This window comes from Anaeromyxobacter dehalogenans 2CP-1, assembly GCF_000022145.1.
In the GTDB taxonomy this organism is placed as follows: domain Bacteria; phylum Myxococcota; class Myxococcia; order Myxococcales; family Anaeromyxobacteraceae; genus Anaeromyxobacter; species Anaeromyxobacter dehalogenans.
In genome coordinates this window covers 3,949,528-3,969,715 of the sequence record NC_011891.1, presented here as the reverse complement: position 1 = coordinate 3,969,715, position 20,188 = coordinate 3,949,528, and the positions used below count along the sequence as shown (strand labels likewise).

The following is a 20,188-nucleotide window of genomic DNA, read 5'->3' as shown; positions in this document are numbered from 1 at the left end:
GGCGTCGCGGCGCGCGCGCCCGGCGCCGATCCGCGCCTAGAGCCACAGAAAGCAGGCCAGCACGACGGCGGTGGGCGCGAGCGCCGCGGCCGCGAGCGACGCGGGCTTCACGCCGTCCGGGAAGTAGCGCGCCAGCGCGGCCTGGCCGGCGGGGTTGGGCGCGTTCGCGATCACGGTGAGGCCGCCGCCCGCCACCGCGCCGGCCACCACCGCGTAGCGCGCCGCCGCGTCGAACGTCGGCACCAGCGAGGCCAGGTAGGTGATGGCGGCGTTGTCGTTGAACGCGGTCAGGCCGGCCGCGCCGAACAGCAGCGAGAGCGGGTCGAGGCGCCCCAGCACCGGCGCGATCCACCACTGCTGCAGCGCCCCGTGCACCACCAGGCCGGCCAGGAAGAAGCCGACCAGGATGGGCGCGCGCAGGTCGAGCGGCTGCTGGTGCGGGGCGGTGGCGGTGTGGAACGCCATGAAGAACAGGAACAGCCCCACGAACACCGGCGGCGTGTGCGCCGCCTTCACGACCAGCGCGAGCAGCAGGAGGTGCGCCACCACGATCCAGGCCGGCGATCGCGGGGCGGGCTCGTCCGGCCGCGCCCCCGCGTCGCGCGCGGCGGCCTGGGCCTCGGCGCGGCCCGCGAGCGCCTGCAGGTCCTTCCGGAACACCGCCGCGTAGAGCAGGTTCGAGACGGCGATGGCGACCGCCGCCTTCCAGCCGAAGTTCGCGAGCATGTGCGGCGTGTCCCAGCCGAAGCGGCCCGCGACCATCAGCACCGGCGGCGCGGCGAAGTGCGTCAGCGTCCCGCCCACCGAGACGTTCACGAACAGCAGGCCCAGCGTGGCGTAGCGGAGCCAGCGGGTGGGATCGAGGTCGAGCACGCGCCGGCCGAGCAGGAGCGCGCAGATGATCATGGCGGCGGGCTCGGTGATGAGCGAGCCGAGCAGCGGGCCCAGCGTCAGCGTCGAGAGCCACCACGCGAACGGGGTCCCGCCCCCGAGCTGCGCGACCCGTCCCATCAGCGCCTCGGCGAACGACAGCACCGGCCGGGTGGAGGAGAGGGCCATCACCACCACCACGAACAGCGGCTCGGTGAAGTTCACGCCGCCGAGGAACGCCTCGGCCGTCCTCGAGCCTTTCGCGACGGTGATGGCGATCATGAGCGGCAGCACCCAGATCCCGAACACCGCCTCGACCTCGCCGAGGAAGTGGAGCACCTCCACCTTGCCGCTGTGCGCGCCGGGACCCTGGGCCGCCTCCACCCGCTCGCGCAGCCGGTGCGAGGCGGCGAGGAACCGCGGGGCGAGGAACGTGTGGACGATGGCGAGCAGGAACAGCGCCGTCGCGACCGCGTTGAGCGGCTCGGCCTGCGCGCGGTGGAGGAGCACCCCCCACAGCGACAGCCCCGCCTCGCCCGTGTAGCTGTCCAGCGGCGGCGGGAAGGGGGCCCCGGCCGGCGGGGTGGCGGTGGCCGCGAGCGCGGCGAGGACGGCGGGCAGGTTCACGTCGAGTGCTCCTCCGGACGGGGTCGCGAGGAGCGGAGCCTACCACCCAGGGCGCCGCGCCGCGCCCGGGATCGGCCGCCGCACCCCCGCCGCGGCGCGCGCACCGCGGTGGTGGCGGCCGGGCCGCCGCGGGGGCAGAATCCCCGCGTCCCGCGGCGGCGAGGTGGAGGCGAGGTGGAGCGGATGGAGCGGAAGTTCCGGTACGACTGGTACGGTGCGCTGGCGGGCGTGGGCCTGCCGCTGGTCGCCACGGTGATCGAGGCGCTGACGCACCTGGGGAGCCTGGCGCCGGGGGCGCTGCTGCGGGCGCACCTCGGGCAGCCGCTCCTGTGGATCATGGACACCACCCCGTTCGTGCTCGGCGGCCTCGGACGGGTGATCGTCCGCCAGCACGAGGAGCTGGTCCGGCAGAGCGACGAGCTGGTGCTCCGGAGCCGCGAGATCGTGCGGCTCGAGCAGGGGCGCCGCGAGAGCTTCGAGCGGACCGCGTCGGAGCTGGCCCACGCCGCGCAGGCGCTGCTGGCCGACGTCCGGGACATCACGCGCACCACCACCGAGACCGCGGCGTCGGTCCGCGCCACCACCACCGCCATCAACCAGCTCTCGCAGACCGCCTCCTCGGCGGCGCTCACCGCCGAGGCCGTGATCGGCCTGGCGCTGCGCTCGGAGCGCGCCGGCGAGGAGGGGCTGCGGCAGGCGGAGGCGCCGGGCGTCGAGCTGCGCGGGCTCGTCGAGGAGGTGCGCGGGCTCTCCGCCACGCTGCACGAGTCGGCGCGCGCGGCCCGGGAGATCGCGCGGGTGGCGCAGCAGCAGGAGGGCGGCATCGAGCTGGCCCTCAAGGCCATGAACCAGATCGCGCTCGCGACGGACGAGACCGTGACGTCCACGCAGCACGTGGCGCGCGAGGCGCGCGAGCTGGAGGCGCTGGCCGCGTCGCTGCGGGCCGCCACCCGCGGCTAGGCCGCCGGGCGGCGCGGCAATCTGGCGGGCGCCTCCCGGCTGGTGCACAATCGCGCGGATCCGGGAGGGATTCCGCCGATGCGCACCCGCAGCCACGCCACCACCTATGCCCTGTGGGGCGCGCTGTTCGGCGTCCTGTTCCCCGTCGCCGGCACGGTGGTCGAGGCGGCCAGCCGGCCCGAGTACGGGCTCAGCGCCGCCGGGATGGTCCGCGCCATCGGCGGCACCCCGTTGCTCTGGATCATCTTCACCGCGCCGTTCTTCCTGGGCGTGCTCGCGAGCTTCGCCGGCCAGCGACAGGACCAGCTCGTCGCGATCGAGTCGGTGCGCCGCGACGGCTTCCTGAAGACCGCCTCCGAGCTGTTCACCGCCGCGCAGTCGCTGCTCTCGACCGTCTCGTCGTTCTCGTCCATGACGGCCGAGACCGCCGCCTCGGTGCGGGAGACGACCGCCACCATGGGCCAGCTCGGCCAGACCGCCACCCGCGCGGCGCTCACCGCCGAGACGGTGATCGGCCTGGCGCGCCAGGGCGAGCGCGCCTCCTCCGACGGGCTGCAGGCGGTGGAGACGGGCATCGGCGAGCTGGCGAAGCTGGCGGACGAGGTGCGCGGGCTCTCGCAGCGCATCGAGGCGCTGAACGGGCGCATGCGCGACGTGTTCGAGATCTCGTCGGTGGTCGGGTTCGTGGCCGAGCGCTCGCAGCGGCTCGCCGACCAGGCCGGGCAGGTGGCGCAGCGGGCCGGCGCGGGCGCCGACGGGTTCCGCGAGGTCGCCGGCGAGATGCGGCAGCACGCCGAGGACGCGAAGCGCGCGTCGGGCCAGGTGCGCGCCATCCTGGCCGAGGTGCACAAGGCGATGCTGGCCGCCATGACCGCCGCCGAGGTGGGGATCCGGCGCGCCGAGCAGGGGGCGCAGGTGGCGAGCGGCACCGGGGACACCATCCGGCGCCTCGCCTCGGCGCTGCGCGACTCGTCGCAGGCCGCGCAGGAGATCGCGGCGGTCGCCCAGCAGCAGGACCACGGGATCGACCAGGTGCTGAAGGCGATGAACGAGATCTACCTGGCCACCCAGGAGACCATGAGCACCACGCACGCCGTGGCGACCGAGGCCAAGGCGCTCAACGACCTCGCCTCCGGGCTGAAGCGGGCCGTCGAGGCGTAGCCGCGCGCGGCCGACGCCGCTAGCCGCCCTTGCCGCGGGCGGGCGCGCGCTTGCGCGGCGGCGCGGTGAACAGCACCTGCAGCCGTCCGGTCGTGCCGTCGTGCCGCTCGACGTGCTCCGGGATCACGCGCAGCAGCGCCACCTCGCGCGGGTCCGGGCCGGCCGGGAACCAGCGCGTCCACGAGGGATCCCACAGCTCGGTCATGAGCTTGCGGTCGCGGATCACCTCGCCGGCGCCCGACACCGTGACCGTGGTGCCGTCCTGCGGGTCGAAGAAGACGAGCGCGCAGCGCGGGTCGTGCTCGAGGTCGCGGCACTTGGTCGAGTCCGGCGCGGTGGCGAACCAGATCTCCTCGCCGCGCACCTCGTGGCGCATGGCCATGGGCCGGCAGCGCAGGTGCCCGTCCTCGCCACGGGTGGCGAGCAGGGCGGTGCGGAAGCGGGCGAGCAGGGTGGCGGTGGCGCGGGGATCGTCGGACATGGAGGCCCTCCCGCCGCCCATGGTGCCACGGCGGGCGGGCGGCGGGGAGGGCGAAGCCGGGGCCGGGGGCCCCCGCTACCGGTCGCGCCAGGCGGTCTGCTTCAGCCACTCGCGCACGGACGGGCGCTGGAACACCCGCTGCGCGTAGACCGCGAGCCGCTCCGGACAGGGGTCGCCGTTGTGGACCAGCCGCTGCAGCAGCAGCGCGAGGTCCGCGTCCGCGATGGTGAACTCGCCGGCCACGTGCTCCGCGCCGGGCGCCAGGAACCGGCCGGCCACCGCCACGAGGCGCTCGGCCGCCACCCGGCCGGCGGGCGTGAGCGGCTTCGCCGCCGCGCCCTCGAACAGCGTCGCGGTGGAGCGCTCCATCCTCACCTCGAGCACGTCGCTGCGCACGAACGCCTGCACCATGCGGACGCGGGCGCGCTGCCGCGGGTCGGCGGGGTAGAGCCGCGCATGGGCGGGCGGAGGGAAGACCTCCTCCAGGTACTCGTCGATGGCGGAGGACTCCGCCACCCAGAAGTCGCCGTGGCGGAGCGCCGGGACGCGCCCGGTGGAGGAGGGCTCGGTGTACTCGGGCCGGCGGTGCTGCCCCGCCTGCAGGTCGAGCACCTCCATGCGGAAGGGGAGCCCCTTCTCCTTCAGCGTGACGAACGCGGAGAAGACGTAGGGGCTGGTCCAGCCCTTGTTGCCGTACAGGACGAGGTCGTCGGTCATGCCGCGCTGTCTATGCGCCGCCGGGCCGGGTCGCAAGCCCGCCTGCGCGGCCGCCGCCCGCCCGCGAGGGGACGGGCGGCGCCGCGAGGACGCTACTTCACGATGTCGAGCAGCTCGACGTCGAACGTCAGGACGGCGTTGCCGGGGATGACCGGCGGGCGGCCCTGCTCGCCGTAGGCGATGGCGGCCGGGCAGACCACCTTGGCCTTGCCGCCGACCTTCATCTTCTGCAGCGCCTCGGTCCAGCACTTGATGACGCCGTTCAGCGGGAACTCGGCCGGCTCGTTGCGCTTGCGGGAGGAGTCGAACACCGTCCCGTCCACCAGCTTGCCCTCGTAGTGCACCTTCACCTTGTCGGTGGCGGTGGGGGTGGCGCCGGTGCCCTGCTTCTCCGGGATCACGACCGCGCCGGACGCGGTCTTGATGGCGCCCTTCTCCTTCGCCATCTTGTCGAGGTAGCCGGCGCCCTTGGTCTTCTCGCGCTCGGCGGTGACCGACATGCGCGAGCGCGCCAGCTCGTTCACCTGCTGCTGCGACTTCTCGTCGAGCTGGAACTTCGGCTTGCCGGCGGCGCCGTCGCGGATGCCCTGGATCACCTTCTCGAGCTCGCCCGGCTGCAGCGAGAACACGTCCAGGCTCTTGGCCACCGCCAGGCCGACCGAGTACAGCGCGCGGTCGGTGTCGGCCGGCGCCTTCGCGGCCGGGGCCGGCTTGGCCGCGGGCGCGGCCGGCTTCTTGTCCTCGGCGCGCGCCGCGGTGGCCAGCACCAGGGCGGCGAGGAGGGCGATGCGGATCGGCTTCATGTGGGGCTCCCTTTCTGGTCCGGCGTTGACGGGGCCGGTCCCGGCGCTGCGGAGACGCTCTGGACGACCGGGACGGCGGCGCGCTCGTCCAGCTCGACCTGCTTCCGGTGCAGGAAGCGGAAGACCGCGACCACCACGCTCGCCACCGGCACCGCCAGCAGCGCGCCCACGATCCCGAAGCTGCGCTCGCCCACCACCAGCGCCAGCACGATGAGCACCGGGTGGATCCGGGCCGCGTCGCCCATGATCTTCGGGTTGAGGACGTACGCCTCGAGCGCGTGGACCACCGTGATCCAGCCGAGCGCGAGCAGCGCCTTGGTCGGCCCGCCGCCGGTGAGCGCCAGGAGCACGATGGGGACGGAGGAGAGGATCGTGCCGAAGATGGGCACGATGTAGAGGACGAAGGCGAGGAAGCCGAGCGCGAAGGCGAACGGCACCTTCAGCACCAGCAGGCCGATGAGCGTGAGGATGCCGTTCACCACCATGATGGTGAGCTGCCCGCGCACCACGCCGGACAGCCCGGCGTCGATCCCGGCGCGGAGCCGGCGCAGGTCGGCGCGCCAGTGCGAGGGGACCACCGTCTCGAACCAGCGCAGGATGCGGGGTGCGTCCATCGAGATGAACGCGGTCAGCATGAACAGCAGCACCACGAAGAACAGCGTCTGGATCGTGCCGGCCAGGATGGCGCGCGAGAACGCCACCACGTCGCTGACGCGGCCCCGCAGCGCGAGCGTCAGGTCGTGCAGCGCGCTCGCCATCCCCGCGGCGAGGTCGACCGAGAACCGCCCGCCGGGCGTGTCGAGCCCGCCGGTCGAGGGCGTGACGTCGAGCGGGATCCCGTAGCGCTGCAGGAACGCGTCGATGGCGCGCGTCCACTCCTGCACCCGCTCCGGCGTGATCGAGGCGAGGAAGTCCCGGAGCTCGAGCAGGGCGCGGATCGCCTCGCGGTAGACCGCCGGGAGGATCGAGACCGCGGCGATCCAGACGAGCGTGCCCAGCACCGCGTACACGACCAGCACCGCCGCCACGCGCGGGACCGGCCGCCCGGCCACGCGCTGGCGCGCGATCCCGGCGATGACCGGGTCGATGACGTAGGCGGCGAGCCCGGCCAGCGTGAACGGGAGCAGCACCGGCCACGCCAGCGCCACCACCCCCAGCATCATCACCCACAGCAGCGCGGTGAGCGCGTAGAGGCGGGTGCGCGGTCGCCTCCAGAGGGGCAGGTCGGTCTGCATCGGGCGGCGAGTATCGCCGAAAGCGCGCCGCCCCGCCCGTTCCCTTTTCGCGTGGGGAGCGGGCGGGGAGGAGGCGATCACTCCTCCAGCGTGGAGACGTCGCCCTCGGGGAGCCCCTGGGCGCGCGCCTTGAGCACGCGCCGCATGATCTTGCCGGAGCGCGTCTTGGGCAGCGAGTCCACGAACGTCACCTTCTCCGGCCGCACGATGGGCCCGAGGTGCTGCGCCACGTGCTGCTTCACCTCGTCCTCCAGCTCGGGGCTCGGCTTGAAGCCCTGGCGCAGCAGGCAGTAGCAGTGGATGGCCTGCCCCTTCACCTCGTGCGGCAGCCCGATCACCGCCGCCTCGGCGATGGCCGGGTGCGACACCAGGGCGCTCTCGATCTCGGCGGTGCCGAGGCGGTAGCCGGAGACCTTGATGACGTCGTCGGTGCGGCCGATGACCCAGTAGTAGCCGTCGGCGTCGCGCTTGGCGGCGTCCCCGGCCATGTAGCGGCCCGGGTACTTCTCCCAGTAGGTCTTCACGAACCGTTCAGGGTCCTTGTAGACGGTCATGGCCATCGCCGGCCAGGGCCGCTCCAGCACCAGGAACCCCTCCTCGCCGTCGGGGACCGCCTTGCCGTTGTCGTCGAGGATCGAGACCTGCTGGCCGAAGAACGGCTTCGCCGCCGAGCCGGGCTTCAGCGGGAGCGTCGGGACCGGCGTGATCATGAACATGCCGGTCTCGGTCTGCCACCACGTGTCCATCACCGGGCAGCGGCCCTTGCCGATGACGCGGTGGTACCACTTCCACGCCTCGGGGTTGATGGGCTCGCCCACCGAGCCGAGCAGCCGGAGCGTGGAGAGGTCGTGGCGGTTCGGCCACGACTCGCCGAAGCGCATCAGGCCGCGGATGGCGGTGGGCGCGGTGTAGAGGATGGTGATGCCGTACTTCTCGACCAGCGACCACCAGCGGTTCGGGTACGGGTAGGTCGGCGCGCCCTCGTACATGAACGTGGTCGCGCCCATGAGCAGCGGCCCGTACACGATGTAGCTGTGGCCGGTGACCCAGCCCGGATCCGCCGCGCACCAGTAGCGGTCCTCGTCCTTGATGTCGAAGACGTACTTGAGCGTGGAGTAGATGCCGACCTGGTAGCCGCCGTGCCCGTGGATGAGCCCCTTCGGCTTCCCGGTGGTGCCGGAGGTGTAGAGGATGTAGAGCGGGTCGGTGGAGTCCATCACCTCGGTCGGGCAGACGCCCGCGGCGAGGGGGAGCTTCATCAGTTCGTGGTACCAGTAGTCGCGGCCCGCCTCCATGCGGACCTCGTGCGCGGTGCGCTGGACCACGATCACGGTCTCCACCGTCGGGCAGCGGCGGACGGCGTCGTCCACCGTCTTCTTCAGCTCGACGATCTTCCCGTTCATGAACCCGCCGTCGGCGGTGATCACGACCTTCGACTCCGAGTCCTCGATGCGGCCCTGCAGCGCGTCCACCGAGAACCCGCCGTACACCACCGAGTGGATGGCGCCGATCTTCGCGGCCGCCAGCATGGCGATCACGATCTCGGGGATGCGGGGCATGTAGATGGTGACGCGGTCGCCCTTCTTCACGCCCATGGCCTTCAGGACGTTCGCGAACTTGGACACGTCGCGGTTCAGCGCGAAATACGAGTACGTCCGGACCTCGCCCTTCTCGCCCACCCACACCAGCGAGAGCTTGTTCTTGCGCCAGGTGCGCTGGTGGCGGTCCAGGCAGTTGTGGACGATGTTGGTCTGCGCGCCCTTGAACCAGCGGTAGAACGGCTTCTCGGAGGCGTCGAGGACCTTGTCCCACTTCCGGTACCACTCGAGCTCCTCGGCCTCCGCGGCCCAGAAGCCCTCCAGGTCCTCGTCGGCGCGCTTCGCCAGCGCGGCCCAGTCCGGCACGCGCGCCTGCGTGGCCACCTCGGCGGAGGGGTAGAAGACCTCACCTTCCAGCTGCGTCTTCTTCGAGCTCATCACGGGCTCCTTTTCGCCGGTCGGGCCGGACGTCGCGCGCCGGGAGGGGGACCCGGCGCGGCGTGGGGGCTTCGGAGATCGAGTCGGACCCTCGACATTAGCAGACGGACAGGCGAGCCCCGCGGGTTTTCGTCGCAGGCCCCGGCGCCGGGCACCGGTGGCCGAACGAAGAATCATGCTTCCAGGGCGCTCCGGCAGCGTGTCCCCCGGTGGGTCCCACGCCGCGAGGAGGCCCGCTCGATTGCACGGACGGTGACACGGGGGCCGCAGCCGGCGAGCGCCTCCCGCCTTGGCGGGGACGCCGCCTCGACCCCCACCGGCCGCGCGGTTATCCTCCGCGCCGTGCGCCTCCCCCCGCTGCTGCGCCGCGGCGACCCCGTCCGCGTCATCGCGCCGTCGAGCCCCTTCGAGCCGGAGCTGCTCGCCCGCGGCGTGGCCGTCCTCCGCGACCGGCTCGGGCTCGAGCCGCGCATGCGCGCCGACCTGGGGGCGCGGGCGCGCTACCTCGCCGGCGACGACGCCCGGCGGCTGGAGGAGTGGCGCGAGGCGGTCGCGGACCCGGACGCACGGGCGATCTTCTGCGCGCGCGGCGGGTTCGGGGCGAGCCGGCTGCTCCCCGAGGTGGACCCGGCGCCCCTGCTCGAGCGGCCCAAGGTGCTGGTGGGCTTCTCCGACGTGTGCGCGCTGCACGCCGCGCTCAACCGCGCCGGCCTCGCCACCGTCCACGGCCCGGTGCTGACGCAGCTCGGCCGGGCGCCGGAGGCCGCGGTCGCGCAGCTCGAGGCCCTGCTGCTGGGAGGCGCGCCGCGCCCGGATCCGTGGGCGCCGCCCGCGGCGGGGGCCGGGCTGCCCGGGACGGCCACGGTGAGGGCGGGCCGCGCGGCGGGGCCGCTGCTCGGCGGCTCGCTGACCCTGCTGGCGCACCTGTGCGGCACGCCGTTCGCGCCGCGGCTGGACGGCGCGCTGCTCCTGCTCGAGGACGTGGGGGAGAAGCCGTACCGCCTCGATCGCTACCTGACGCAGCTCCGGCTGGCCGGCGCGCTGGACGGGGTGGCGGGGGTGGCGCTGGGTCATTTCACGGAATGTGACGCCGCGGGGGTGCGCGGCGCCGACGTGGTCCGGGAGCGGGTCGCGGGCCTCGGGGTGCCGGTGGCGGAGGGCTTCCCGGTGGGACACGAGGACGCGAACTTCTCGGTCCCGCTCGGCGCCCGGGCGACGCTGGTCGCGCCCGGGCCCGGCGAGGAGGGCGCGCCGCGGCTGCTGTTCGACGGCTGGTGGGCCCGCGAAGGCGAGGGCGCCGCCCGGTGAGCGCCGCGCTCCCGCCGGTCGCGGCCGTGCTGGACGCGGGCGCGCGCGAGCGCGTCGCCCCGGCGCTCTCTGCGGCGGTGCTCCGCGACGGGCGGCTGGTCCACGCGAGCTGGCACGGCGAGCTGTCCGGCCCGGCCCCGCGCGCGCTGCGGCGCGACGACCTGTTCGACGTGGCCTCCCTCACCAAGGTGATCGCGACCGCCACGCTCGCCGCGCAGCTCGTGGAGGAGGGCGCGCTCGACCTCGACGCGCCCGTGGCCGCCCGGCTCCCGGGGTTCGAGGCCGGCGGGAAGGCCGGGGTCACCGCGCGCCACCTGCTCGCGCACGCGAGCGGCCTGCCGCGCTGGCGGCCGTACTTCGAGCGCGTCGCCGCGGATCCCGTGGCCGGCGCCGCGTTCCTGCCCCCGGGGCGCCGCCCCCCGCCGGCCGCGCTGACCGGCCCGTTCGCGCGCGGGCGCGCGCTCGTGCGCGAGGCGGTGCTGGCGGAGCCGCTCGAGGCCGCGCCCGGCGCGCGCGCCGTCTACTGCGACCCCGGGTTCATCGCGCTCGGGCTGCTCGTCGAGGCGCTCGGGGGCGCGCCGCTCGCCGCGCTCGCCGAACGCCGGGTGTTCCGGCCGCTCGGGCTCGGCGCCACGTTCTTCCTCGACGGCGTCGATCCGGCCGCCGCGGCCGTCCGGTCGGCCGGCCGCGCCTTCGTCCCGACCGGTGCGTGCCCGCGGCGCGGCGCGGCGGCGCTGCAGGGCGAGGTGAACGACGACAACGCCTGGGCCATGGGCGGCGCCGCCGGGCACGCGGGCGTGTTCTCCACCGCGCCCGAGGTGGCGGCGCTCGGCCAGGCCTGGCTGGACGCGCTGGAGGGCCGCCCCTCGGTGGTGCCGGCGCGCGCCGCCGCCGCGTTCGCCGAGCGCGATCCGACCCCCGGCAGCGAGCGCGCCCTGGGCTGGGACACGCCCAGCCGCGGCGCCTCGTCGCTGGGCGGCCGGCTCGGGAGAGGGCCGCGCGGCGCGCTCGGCCACCTCGGGTTCACCGGGACGTCGCTCTGGATCGACCGCGACGCCCGCCTGGTGTGCGCGCTGCTCACCAACCACGTCCACCCCTCCGGCCAGAGCGACCGGCCGCGGATCCGCGCCTTCCGGCAGCGCTTCCACGACGCGGTGGCGGAGGCGCTGGGGATCGGGTAGGCCGTGCATCTCGCCGCCGCCCCGCGCCCGCGCGCGCGGCCGGAGCGGCACCGGAGCGAACGTGATCGACTGGAAGAGCGTGAAGCGCATCCACCTCATCGGCGTGGCGGGCACCGGCATGGGCTCGTTCGCGGGCATGCTGAAGGCCGCCGGCTACCAGGTCACCGGCTCGGACGAGAACGTCTACCCGCCCATGTCCACCCAGCTCGAGCGCTGGGGCATCGAGGCGATGACGCCGTACGCGGCCGCGAACCTCGACCGCGCCCGGCCCGACCTGGTGGTGGTGGGAAACGTGGTGCGGTCGGTGAACGCGGAGGCGGCGGCGGTGCGCGAGCGGGGCCTGCCGCACGTGTCCTTCCCGGCGGCGCTGGGCGAGCTGTTCATCGGGCCCCGCCACGGCGTGGTGGTGGTGGGCACGCACGGCAAGACCACCACCTCCGCGATGATGGGCTTCGTGCTGCACCACGCCGGCCGCGATCCGTCCTTCCTGGTCGGCGGCGTGACCCGCGACTTCGACTCCAACTTCCGCCTGGGGAGCGGTCCGCACTTCGTCGTCGAAGGCGACGAGTACGACACCGCCTACTTCGACAAGGGGCCGAAGTTCCTCCACTACCGCCCGCGCACCGCGATCTTCACGAGCTGCGAGCTGGACCACGCCGACATCTACCGGGACGAGGCGCACTACGAGTCGGCGTTCGAGCGGTTCGCCGACCTGCTCCCGCCGGACGGCTTCCTGGCCACCTGCGCCGCGTACGAGAGCGTGCGCCGCATCTCCGCCCGGGCGCGGTGCCGGATCGAGACCTACGGCGTCGACGTCGCCGGCGCCGACTGGGAGGCGCGCGGCCTGTCGCTCGGGCCCGACGGCGCCCGCTTCACGCTGGTGCGCCGGGGCGCGCCGCTCGCCGAGGTCCACCTGCCGGTGGGCGGGGCGCACAACGTGGAGAACGCGCTCGGGGTCGCCGCCGCGGCCACCGCGCTCGGGCTCTCCCCCGCCGAGATCGCCGCCGGGCTGGGCGCGTTCCACGGCGTGCGCCGCCGGCAGGAGGTGCGCGGCACGGCGGGCGGGGTGACGGTGATCGACGACTTCGCGCACCACCCGCGCGCGGTGAAGAAGACGCTGGCGGCGGTGCGGGGGAGCTTCCCCGGCGCCCGCATGCTGGCCGCGTTCGAGCCGCGCTCCAACACCAGCCGCCGCAACCTGCACCAGGCCGACTACTCCGATCCGGCCACCTGGTCCGGCGCGGCCGAGGTGTTCATCCTGCGCCCGGCCCCGACCGACCGCGTCCCGGAGGCGGAGCGGCTGGACGTGGACGCGGTGGTGCGCGCGCTCGCGGCGCACGGGCTGCCCGCGCGCGTGTTCGACGCGGTGGATCCCCTGGTCGAGGCCATCGCGGCCGACGCGCGCCCCGGCGACGTAGCGGTCGCCATGTCGAACGGCGCCTTCGGCGGAATCTGGGGCAAGCTGCTCGCGCGCGTCGGGCGCTGAGCGGCGCTGAGCGGCGCCCCCCCCGCTCGCGGCCCGCGAGAAAGCGAGCGCAGCGAGCCCGCCGGGGCGACGCCGCGCTTGCGGCGAAGCCGCTCGCGGCGGCGCAAGGGACCCGGCGAGCAGGGGTGGGGCCCCGACGAGCTTCGCTGGGCGGGGCGGGGGCGCAGCCCCCGCGAGAAGAAAAGGGCCCGGCCGCTCGCGCGACCGGGCCCTTCGAGTCTCGTCCTGCGCCGCGGGCTACGCCCCGTGGTGGCAGGCCGCGCACATCGCGTTCGACCGGCGGTCGCCGGCGTCGTGCTTGCGCGCGAAGGACTTCGGGTGCGGGCTCTTCGTCGCGAGGCCGCCCACCTGGTGGCAGGCGACGCACACCGCGGAGGCGCCGTTGTCGTGGCAGCCGGCGCACGAGGTGATGTCGCGCCGGGCCGCGTCGCCGTGGAAGTGGCCGCTGGCCTTGTCGCTGGCCCAGCCGGCCGGGTGCACCGGGAACGGCGTGAGCGACTTCATGGTCAGGTTCTGCTGCGTGTGGCAGGAGTCACAGAACGGGCTGCCGTGGCAGCGGCGGCAGCTGGCCGGGTTCGCGCCCGCCTCGATCATGTGGCGCGACACGTAGTCGCCGCGGTGGATGAAGTCGCGCTTCACCTCCTCCGGGAAGATCGAGGAGGGAAGGGCCGGCGTGGTCTGCGACGCGTGGCACGTCGCGCAGTAGGTCTGGTCGTGGCAGGCAGCGCAGGTCTGCGCGCTGGTCCGCGAGGAGTTGCCGTGCGTCCGGAGCCAGTCGCCCGTGTGCGCGAAGGCCGACTCTGGCACGAAGCCCTTCAGGTCGGTGTGGCAGGGCGTGCACTTCGCCTGCGCGAAGTCCATCTGGTGGTTGTGGCAGGAGGTGCAGGCGGCCATGGGCGGCGCCTTGATCTCCTTGTCGCCGGGCTCGGGCAGCGCCTGGTGGCAGGTCTTGCAGTCCTTCACCTTCGCCAGGTGGTCCTGGTGCGAGAACGTGAACCGCACCTGCTTCACCCGCTCAGGCACCTTCACCTGGCCGCGCGCGTCGTCGTGGCAGTCCGAGCAGCTCACGCTGACGTGGCGCTTGGGCTCGAGCCGCGTGGCCTTGTCGATGCCGGAGTGGCAGTCGAGGCAGGCCACCTCGGCCATGATGTGCGCCTCGTGCGTGAACTCGACGGCCGGCTGCTCCGCCGCCGCCGCGGTCACCGTCTTGCTGCTCTTCGCGCCGCAGGCCGCCAGCAGCGCGGCCGCGATCACCGGGACGATCCGGTTCATCACCGCACCTCCCGCACCGTGTAGGTCTGGTTGTAGACGAGCTTCGCCATGACGTCGTAGGTCTGCTCCATGTACGGGGTGACGCCGGCGCGGCCCGACAGCACCGCGCTGAAGCCGCGGGCCAGCTCGATGCCGCCGCTGAGGGAGCCGGTGACGGCGAAGGACTCGCCGTTCACGTCCTCCTTGAAGAAGTAGCTCATCACGTCGGCGGCGGCGAACACCTTGCCGAAGCCCTGCTTGCCGTAGAGCCGCCCCGCCCAGTAGCCGTTCTCGAGCGCGTCGAGGTAGGTGACCTCGGCGCCGGCGTCGGTGGCGCCGCGGGTCCAGTCGGCGCGCATCACCAGGTCGTGCCCGAGGTAGCTGTCGTCCTCGGTGGTCTCCCCCGGCTCCACCGAGAGGTGGTAGTCGGCGCCCACCGAGAGGCCGCGCCCGAGCTCGTAGTCGAGGCCCACGCCGTACTCCTTGCGCGTGGAGGCCGAGAACACCGAGAGGATCGAGTTCCGCGCCAGGAACAGGTCCGGCGCCAGGAACCGCCAGTCGGCGCTCACCTCCAGCCGGTGCACCGGCTTCCAGCGCGCCGCCACGCTCGCCTCGCTGAAGCGCTCGTCGTAGACGCTGAACGCGCCGAAGCCGGTGAAGGACACGGTCTGCAGCGGCTGCAGCCGGAAGTCCGCGCCCACCTCCTGGCGGACGGGGTCGCCCGCGTCCTCGACCACGTTCGCCGACGCGCCCACGTCCAGGCCGCGCCCGGCGTGGCCGGGGATCGCCAGCGACCAGCCGACCCGGCCGCCGTAGGCGAAGTCGCCGCCGGCCGGGTTCCAGCTCTTCACGCCGGAGCGCGACGCGAACCGCTGCGCCACCGGCGAGCCGACGTACCCGGAGAGCCGGAAGCCGCCGGGCAGCACCAGGATGGCCTCGCCGCCGTCGATCTGGATCATGCGCGCGACGCCGCTCATGACGTGCTCGCGGCCCAGCCGCAGCGTGAGGCGCCGGTCGAGGAACTTCGCCTGCACCTGCGCGCTCATCAGGTCGCCGGTGAGCGACTCGCTGGTGCCGTTGTCCCAGCGCAGGCTGTCGAAGTCGTAGGAGCCCCAGCCCGAGAGCTGGAGCTGCAGGTCGTCGGCGATGGACGTGCGGATGTCCCGCGCCGTGATGTTGACGATCTCGTAGGCGGGGACCACGGTGACGAGGTCGGGCGCCTCGCCCAGGCGCCGGTCGCGGGCCTGCTGGCCGGCGGAGACGAGGGTGGTCGAGGTGACCTCGACCGTGTCGGCGCCGGCGCCGGTGGCTGCGAGCAGCGCCACGGCGGCGACGATGTGTCTCGGAGTGCGCATCAGGATCTCACTCGACGGCGGGTCAAGATTCACCCGGCGGCGCGGTGTCCGCCGCCCGGGTCGGCGCGGAAGATCGCACAGGCAGGCGAGCGCAATCTTGCGCTAGATCACGCGTAAGCGGGAGGCACGATCCCACCTGGGACCGGGGGCCGGGGCGGCCGGTCACCTTGCGTGAACCACGCGGAGCGCAAGGGCGCGTTCACGGCCCGCGCGGCGTTCCGGGCGGGCCCTGATCGTCGCGCTTACAATCGGGGGATGCGCCGCCCCCCGCTCGCCGCCGCCCTGCTCGCGCTCGTCGCCGCCTGCGCCGCCCCGCGCACCCCGCAGCGCCCGACCCCGCGCCCGCCGCCGGGCCCGTCGCGCCTGCTGGGCACCGAGGTGTCGTTCTCGGCGCCGGATCTCGCCGGCCGGGACGTCCAGGTGGGCGGCGCGGCGGCGCGCGGACGGGTGCAGGTGGTGGACTTCTGGGCGAGCTGGTGCGAGCCCTGCAAGGAACAGCTCCCGCACCTCGACCGGCTGGCGCGGGAGCACGGCGAGGACGGCCTTCGGGTCACCGGCGTGGCGTTCGACGAGGACCGGGCCGCGGTGGAGGCCTTCCTCGCGCCCGCCCCGGTCGCGTTCGAGATCCTCTGGGATCCGGGCGGGGCCGCCCTCGGCGACCGGCTCGACGTGCAGCGGCTGCCCACGACGCTCGTGATCGACCGTCGCGGGCTGGTGCGCCACGTCCACCGTGGCTACGACCGCGCCGAGGGAGAGAAGCTGGAGGAGGAGGTCAGGCTGCTCCTGGCGGAGCCGGCGCCCTGACCGCCGGCGGGGGCGCCTCCGGCAGCAGCGTGAAGCGGACCCGCTCGCGCTCGCGCTCCGCCTCCCCCGGCTCGGACGGCGACTCGCGCAGCCAGTACGCCATCTCGTCCGCCTCCCACGCGTAGGGGCGCCCGTCGAGGAGCACCCGGCCTTCGGAGACCGCGCGCGTCGCCTCGAGGAGCGGCACCGTCGCGAGGTCCCGCACCAGCGCCTCGAAGCGCCCCTGCCGCTCCGGGTCGATGAACGCGAACGCGTGGCGGGCGGCGTAGGCGGTGTGGAAGTGCGCCGGCCGGAACGCGACGCCGCCCAGCCCGAGGCGGATGGCCATGCGCGCCAGCATCGACCCGGCCTCGTGCGCCAGGCCGAGCCCCGGCACCTCCTGCCCCGGGAGGCGCGGGCGGCGGTCGCTGAACTGCGCCCGCGGGTTGCGCAGCGAGAGCCAGTGCACGAACAGCACCTCGACCCCGAGCACGTGTCGCCGTTCCAGGATCAGCTCGACGAGCAGGTGCTCCTGCCCCTCCGCCTCGCCGTGGAGCCGCACCCGATCGCCCAGCCCGGCGGAGTCGAACCCGACCCGGAACTGCCGGTAGCCCATGCGCTCGAGCTGCTCCAGCACGCCGTAGCGGAACAGCGCGTGCTCGATGCCGGAGGCGGTGTAGAAGCCGAGCAGCAGCCGCTGGCGCCGCGGCCGCATGCCGAGCGCCTCCTCGAGATCCTCGGCGGTGATGTCGCCGGTGTCGCCGAGATCGCCGGGCAGGAGCTTCTGCGAGACCATCTCGAAGCGGGCGGAGAGCGGGTCGTACTCGTCGGGGATGGGCGCGAGCGAGCCGGCCGCGACCGCCATGCCCGTGCCGGCCAGCGCGCGCCAGGATCGCCGCGAGTAGCCGCCCGCCGAGAGCCACACGGTGGGCACGAAGTCCAGCTCGGCGGCGACGAGCAGGTCGCGCTCGCGCGCGCCGTCGAGCGACAGCCCGAGCTGGCCGAAGCGATCGCCGGCCAGCACGTCGCCCCCGGCCAGCACGAACGCGAGCTGCGGCCGCGGCATCCGCGAGAGCAGCGCGCCGAGCGCCTCGAGGTAGGGGTCGTCGCCGCTGCCCGGCGGGAGCACCGTCTCGTCCACGCCCTCGAGCGGCCCCCAGTCCGACCCGGAGATGGAGCCGATCCAGTGATCGGGATCCTGCGCCAGGCAGGCGGCGATGCCGTCGGGCGGGTGCGCGTCGAGATCGAGGACCGCCACGCGCCCCGAGAACCCCTCCGCGCGCACCGCGGCGATCGCGACGGCGACGTCGTTGACCGGGCAGAAGCCGCCCGCGGCGCCGGGGAACGCGTGGTGGAAGCCGCCCAGGAGGTTGATGGCGGGGGCGCGCGTGCGGAGCGTCTCGCGGGCCGCGCCCAGGGTGCCGCCGCAGGCCAGCCGGACGGTGGTCATGACCTCGTCCACCGGGACGTCGGACGGGTCCACCGCGAACACCCGCGCCAGCGTGTCGGGGTGGCCCAGCGACTCGAGCAGCTCCGCGTCGTGCACGCGCGCCAGGTCCTCGAACGAGATCCGCCGCGGCGTGCGGCGCCGGGAGCGCGGCACGGCGCCGGAGTCGGCGAGCCACCAGGCCACGAAGTCGGCGCGGCGCGGCTCCATGCCGGCGCCGGACTCGAGGCCGGAGAGCGGCAGGCGGTAGCGCGGGTCGTACCAGAGCGTCACGTCCCGGCGGTAGAACCAGGAGCGGAGCCGGTAGAGGAGTGCGCGCGGGCGCATCACGCGGCGCCCGGGCTCACCCGCGCGGCGGCGGCGCGAACGGCGGCTCGCCGCTCGCCGGCGGGGGCACGCGGGCGGCGCCCTTCCGGCGGCCGGACCAGGCCGACATCATCCAGCCGACGACGGTCTCGAACGCGATCCAGGCGACGGCGATCCAGACGGCGCCGCTCATCCGGCTGAGGCTGGCGGAGCAGTGGCGGTACTGGACCTCGATCGGATCGGCGACGTAGGTGGACCAGGGCATCGCCCAGGCGACCACGTACACCACCAGGCCGAGGAGGAAGATGGTCCGGAGCACGGCGAGCGCCTTGAGCATCCGGGCATTCTACCAAGCGCGGGGGTCGGGCGCTCCGTCCGCGTGGCCGCTGCGGCGAGGGCTGCGGCGGGCTATCCTCCGCGGGCGGAAAGGAGCCGGAGCGGATGAGCGAGGCGACGGAGCTGCGGGAGGCCTGCGCCGAGGCGGCGCGGCGGGGCGGGGCGGTGCTGCGGGAGCGGTGGGGCCAGGCGCGCTCGGTGGAGCTGAAGGGCGAGATCGACCTCGTCACCGACGCGGACCGGGCGAGCGAGGCGGCGGTGCTGGGCTTCCTGCGCGGCCGCTTCCCCGGCGCCGGGATCCTGGCGGAGGAGTCGGGCGCGAGCGGCGGCCGGGGTGGCGAGGGCGGCGGGCTCCGCTTCGTGGTGGACCCGCTCGACGGGACGACCAACTACGCGCACGGGCTGCCCCAGTTCGCGGTGAACGTGGCCGCGCTCGACGGGGCCGGGATCGCCGCCGGGGCGACCTACGACCCGCTCCGCGACGAGCTGTTCACGGCGGCCCGAGGCGGCGGGGCGCACCTGAACGGCGCGCCCCTGAGGGCGTCCGCCCGCGGGGAGCTGGTGCAGGCGCTGCTCGTCACCGGCTTCCCCTACGACGTGCACCGGCGCCACGAGCGGCCGCTCCGGCTGTTCGGCGCGTTCGTGCGCCGCGCGCGCGGCGTGCGGCGCCTCGGGAGCGCGGCGCTCGACCTCGCCTACGTCGCGGCCGGGCGCTTCGACGGGTTCTGGGAGGAGCGGCTGAAGCCGTGGGACGTCGCGCCGGGGATCCTGATCGCGCGCGAGGCGGGGGCCCTGGTCACCGACCTCGACGGCGGCGACCGGATGCTGGAGACCGGCGACATCCTGGCCGCGGCGCCGGCGCTCCACGCGCCGATGCTGGAGGTCATCCGGCGCGAGGGCTAGCGGGTCAGGGCTGCGCGGCGGGCGTGCCGGCGGCGGCGGGCGCGATCGGGGTCGCCGGCGCGGCGACGGCGGCCGGGGCCGGCGTCGGGGTCGGGACGGCGGCCGGGGAGGCGACCGCGGGTGCGGGCGCCGGCGCGCGGGCGGGCGCGACGCCCCGCGCGAAGTCGATGGCGACCAGCGACTCCGGATCCACGAGCAGCCCGTCCACCCGCACGCTCCAGTGCAGGTGCGGGCCGGTGGAGCGGCCGGTCGAGCCGAGCCGCCCGATGCGCTGACCGCGCCGCACCACCTGGCCGGCGCGCACGTCCACGCGGTCGAGGTGGAAGTAGAGCGTGTAGATGCCCGCCCCGTGCCACAGCACCACGCTCCGGCCGGACAGGTAGGCGTCGCGCACCAGCACCACCCGCCCGGCATTCGCGGCCGCCACCGGCGCGCCGCGCGGGCCGGTCAGGTCGAGCCCGTAGTGCACGCTCGGCTTCTCGCCGTTCAGCACCCGCTGGTCGCCGTAGCGGCCCGAGGTGGGCGCGCGACGGGGCAGCGCGAACGGCCGCGCGAACGCGGGCGGCTCGAACGGGCGCGCGTAGGCGTCCGCGAACGCCTTGCGGTCGGCCGCGATGCGGGCCTTCACCGCCTCGGGCGGCTCCACGTACTTCGGCGCGAGCGTGAGCGCGCGCGACGCGAATCTGGGCTCGACGATCCGCAGCGTGGCCCGCAGCGCGGCGCCGCCGGCCTCGGCCTCCGCGGGGAGCTCGCCGGCCGGCGTCTCGATGGGGAGCGCCGCCAGCGCGCGCCACTCCGCGCCGGCGCGCCAGAACGTGAGCGGGCGTCCGCCCAGCGTGCCGCGCGGCGCCTCCCGCCCGGTGCCCGCGACCCGCACCAGCACCGCGTCGCCGGGGCGCGCCGCCTCGGGCGCGAGGGTCAGGGACGGGGCGGCGGCGGCGAGCAGGGCGAGGAGCGGGGCGAGCGGCACGCGACGGTGATACCCCCGGGCCGCCCGCGACG

The 20,188-nt window shown here is 74.9% G+C and carries 18 protein-coding genes; 7 read left to right on the top strand and 11 right to left on the bottom strand.

The genetic code is table 11. The annotated features are described in order from the left end of the window. Nucleotides 1-36: 36 nt before the first annotated feature. Nucleotides 37-1,497 carry a putative Na+/H+ antiporter gene (locus A2CP1_RS17900; RefSeq protein ID WP_015934665.1) on the bottom strand — a complete coding sequence of 487 codons (1,461 nt, stop codon included), beginning with the start codon at nucleotides 1,495-1,497 and terminating at the stop codon, nucleotides 37-39. 183 nt (nucleotides 1,498-1,680) lie between these two features. Between A2CP1_RS17900 and A2CP1_RS17895 the strand changes: the two genes are divergently transcribed. Then, nucleotides 1,681-2,457, top strand: a complete 777-nt coding sequence (locus A2CP1_RS17895; RefSeq protein WP_012527469.1) for a methyl-accepting chemotaxis protein — start codon at nucleotides 1,681-1,683, stop codon at nucleotides 2,455-2,457. A gap of 78 nt (nucleotides 2,458-2,535) precedes the next feature. Next, complete coding sequence (locus A2CP1_RS17890) at nucleotides 2,536-3,618, top strand: methyl-accepting chemotaxis protein (protein WP_012527468.1); 1,083 nt, start codon at nucleotides 2,536-2,538, stop codon at nucleotides 3,616-3,618. Nucleotides 3,619-3,637: 19 nt separating this feature from the next. On the opposite strand, the gene A2CP1_RS17885 is transcribed toward A2CP1_RS17890, so the two are convergent. The 5 genes from A2CP1_RS17885 to acs form a co-directional block, all read right to left on the bottom strand. Continuing rightward, entirely contained in the window at nucleotides 3,638-4,099 is a 462-nt protein-coding gene (locus A2CP1_RS17885; protein ID WP_012527467.1) for a pyridoxamine 5'-phosphate oxidase family protein, read from the bottom strand. Between the two features lie 75 nt (nucleotides 4,100-4,174). Beyond that, nucleotides 4,175-4,816 (bottom strand): glutathione transferase, encoded by a 642-nt coding sequence (gene yfcF, locus A2CP1_RS17880; protein WP_015934664.1) that lies wholly within the window; start codon nucleotides 4,814-4,816, stop codon nucleotides 4,175-4,177. A 92-nt stretch (nucleotides 4,817-4,908) separates the two neighbouring features. Beyond that, complete coding sequence (locus tag A2CP1_RS17875) at nucleotides 4,909-5,619, bottom strand: FKBP-type peptidyl-prolyl cis-trans isomerase (RefSeq protein ID WP_012527465.1); 711 nt, start codon at nucleotides 5,617-5,619, stop codon at nucleotides 4,909-4,911. Then, nucleotides 5,616-6,854, bottom strand: coding sequence for an AI-2E family transporter (locus A2CP1_RS17870; RefSeq protein WP_015934663.1), 1,239 nt, complete (start codon nucleotides 6,852-6,854; stop codon nucleotides 5,616-5,618). Before A2CP1_RS17870 ends, A2CP1_RS17875 begins: the two co-directional genes overlap by 4 nt. A gap of 77 nt (nucleotides 6,855-6,931) precedes the next feature. Further along, entirely contained in the window at nucleotides 6,932-8,830 is a 1,899-nt protein-coding gene (gene acs, locus A2CP1_RS17865; RefSeq protein ID WP_015934662.1) for an acetate--CoA ligase, read from the bottom strand. A 342-nt stretch (nucleotides 8,831-9,172) separates the two neighbouring features. Here acs and A2CP1_RS17860 point away from each other — a divergent pair, with 342 nt between their 5' ends. From A2CP1_RS17860 to A2CP1_RS17850, 3 genes are all read left to right on the top strand, one after another. Next, nucleotides 9,173-10,138, top strand: coding sequence for a S66 peptidase family protein (locus A2CP1_RS17860; RefSeq protein WP_015934661.1), 966 nt, complete (start codon nucleotides 9,173-9,175; stop codon nucleotides 10,136-10,138). After that, nucleotides 10,135-11,319 carry a serine hydrolase domain-containing protein gene (locus tag A2CP1_RS17855; protein ID WP_015934660.1) on the top strand — a complete coding sequence of 395 codons (1,185 nt, stop codon included), beginning with the start codon at nucleotides 10,135-10,137 and terminating at the stop codon, nucleotides 11,317-11,319. The genes A2CP1_RS17860 and A2CP1_RS17855 overlap by 4 nt, the downstream gene beginning before the upstream one ends. Nucleotides 11,320-11,380: 61 nt before the next feature. Beyond that, nucleotides 11,381-12,805, top strand: coding sequence for a UDP-N-acetylmuramate--L-alanine ligase (locus tag A2CP1_RS17850; RefSeq protein ID WP_015934659.1), 1,425 nt, complete (start codon nucleotides 11,381-11,383; stop codon nucleotides 12,803-12,805). Between the two features lie 237 nt (nucleotides 12,806-13,042). On the opposite strand, the gene A2CP1_RS17845 is transcribed toward A2CP1_RS17850, so the two are convergent. Both A2CP1_RS17845 and A2CP1_RS17840 read right to left on the bottom strand, forming a co-directional pair. Then, on the bottom strand, nucleotides 13,043-14,077 hold the full coding sequence (locus A2CP1_RS17845; protein ID WP_015934658.1) for a cytochrome c3 family protein: 1,035 nt from the start codon (nucleotides 14,075-14,077) through the stop codon (nucleotides 13,043-13,045). Next, the gene (locus A2CP1_RS17840; protein ID WP_015934657.1) at nucleotides 14,077-15,411 is read right to left on the bottom strand and encodes a hypothetical protein; all 1,335 of its coding nucleotides are present in this window, start codon (nucleotides 15,409-15,411) and stop codon (nucleotides 14,077-14,079) included. Before A2CP1_RS17840 ends, A2CP1_RS17845 begins: the two co-directional genes overlap by 1 nt. A gap of 255 nt (nucleotides 15,412-15,666) precedes the next feature. On the opposite strand from A2CP1_RS17840, the gene A2CP1_RS17835 reads away from it, so the two are divergent. Next, nucleotides 15,667-16,215, top strand: a complete 549-nt coding sequence (locus A2CP1_RS17835) for a TlpA disulfide reductase family protein (protein WP_015934656.1) — start codon at nucleotides 15,667-15,669, stop codon at nucleotides 16,213-16,215. Here the strand turns inward: A2CP1_RS17835 and A2CP1_RS17830 are convergent. Further along, complete coding sequence (locus A2CP1_RS17830; protein WP_015934655.1) at nucleotides 16,184-17,968, bottom strand: histone deacetylase family protein; 1,785 nt, start codon at nucleotides 17,966-17,968, stop codon at nucleotides 16,184-16,186. The genes A2CP1_RS17835 and A2CP1_RS17830 overlap by 32 nt on opposite strands. Before the next feature lie 16 nt (nucleotides 17,969-17,984). After that, nucleotides 17,985-18,284 carry a hypothetical protein gene (locus tag A2CP1_RS17825; protein WP_015934654.1) on the bottom strand — a complete coding sequence of 100 codons (300 nt, stop codon included), beginning with the start codon at nucleotides 18,282-18,284 and terminating at the stop codon, nucleotides 17,985-17,987. Between the two features lie 104 nt (nucleotides 18,285-18,388). On the opposite strand from A2CP1_RS17825, the gene A2CP1_RS17820 reads away from it, so the two are divergent. Then, nucleotides 18,389-19,186 carry an inositol monophosphatase family protein gene (locus A2CP1_RS17820; protein WP_012527454.1) on the top strand — a complete coding sequence of 266 codons (798 nt, stop codon included), beginning with the start codon at nucleotides 18,389-18,391 and terminating at the stop codon, nucleotides 19,184-19,186. A 4-nt stretch (nucleotides 19,187-19,190) separates the two neighbouring features. Here the strand turns inward: A2CP1_RS17820 and A2CP1_RS17815 are convergent, their stop codons facing one another. Beyond that, on the bottom strand, nucleotides 19,191-20,156 hold the full coding sequence (locus A2CP1_RS17815) for a M23 family metallopeptidase (protein ID WP_015934653.1): 966 nt from the start codon (nucleotides 20,154-20,156) through the stop codon (nucleotides 19,191-19,193). Nucleotides 20,157-20,188: the final 32 nt, after the last annotated feature.

Coding starts and splice junctions, on each gene's coding strand:
- A2CP1_RS17895 (WP_012527469.1), top strand. CDS start 1,681: ATGGAGCGGAAGTTCCGGTACGACTGGTACGGTGCGCTGGCGGGCGTG.
- A2CP1_RS17890 (WP_012527468.1), top strand. CDS start 2,536: ATGCGCACCCGCAGCCACGCCACCACCTATGCCCTGTGGGGCGCGCTG.
- A2CP1_RS17885 (WP_012527467.1), bottom strand. CDS start 4,099: ATGTCCGACGATCCCCGCGCCACCGCCACCCTGCTCGCCCGCTTCCGC.
- yfcF (WP_015934664.1), bottom strand. CDS start 4,816: ATGACCGACGACCTCGTCCTGTACGGCAACAAGGGCTGGACCAGCCCC.
- A2CP1_RS17875 (WP_012527465.1), bottom strand. CDS start 5,619: ATGAAGCCGATCCGCATCGCCCTCCTCGCCGCCCTGGTGCTGGCCACC.
- A2CP1_RS17870 (WP_015934663.1), bottom strand. CDS start 6,854: ATGCAGACCGACCTGCCCCTCTGGAGGCGACCGCGCACCCGCCTCTAC.
- acs (WP_015934662.1), bottom strand. CDS start 8,830: ATGAGCTCGAAGAAGACGCAGCTGGAAGGTGAGGTCTTCTACCCCTCC.
- A2CP1_RS17845 (WP_015934658.1), bottom strand. CDS start 14,077: ATGAACCGGATCGTCCCGGTGATCGCGGCCGCGCTGCTGGCGGCCTGC.
- A2CP1_RS17840 (WP_015934657.1), bottom strand. CDS start 15,411: ATGCGCACTCCGAGACACATCGTCGCCGCCGTGGCGCTGCTCGCAGCC.
- A2CP1_RS17835 (WP_015934656.1), top strand. CDS start 15,667: ATGCGCCGCCCCCCGCTCGCCGCCGCCCTGCTCGCGCTCGTCGCCGCC.
- A2CP1_RS17830 (WP_015934655.1), bottom strand. CDS start 17,968: ATGCGCCCGCGCGCACTCCTCTACCGGCTCCGCTCCTGGTTCTACCGC.
- A2CP1_RS17825 (WP_015934654.1), bottom strand. CDS start 18,284: ATGCTCAAGGCGCTCGCCGTGCTCCGGACCATCTTCCTCCTCGGCCTG.
- A2CP1_RS17820 (WP_012527454.1), top strand. CDS start 18,389: ATGAGCGAGGCGACGGAGCTGCGGGAGGCCTGCGCCGAGGCGGCGCGG.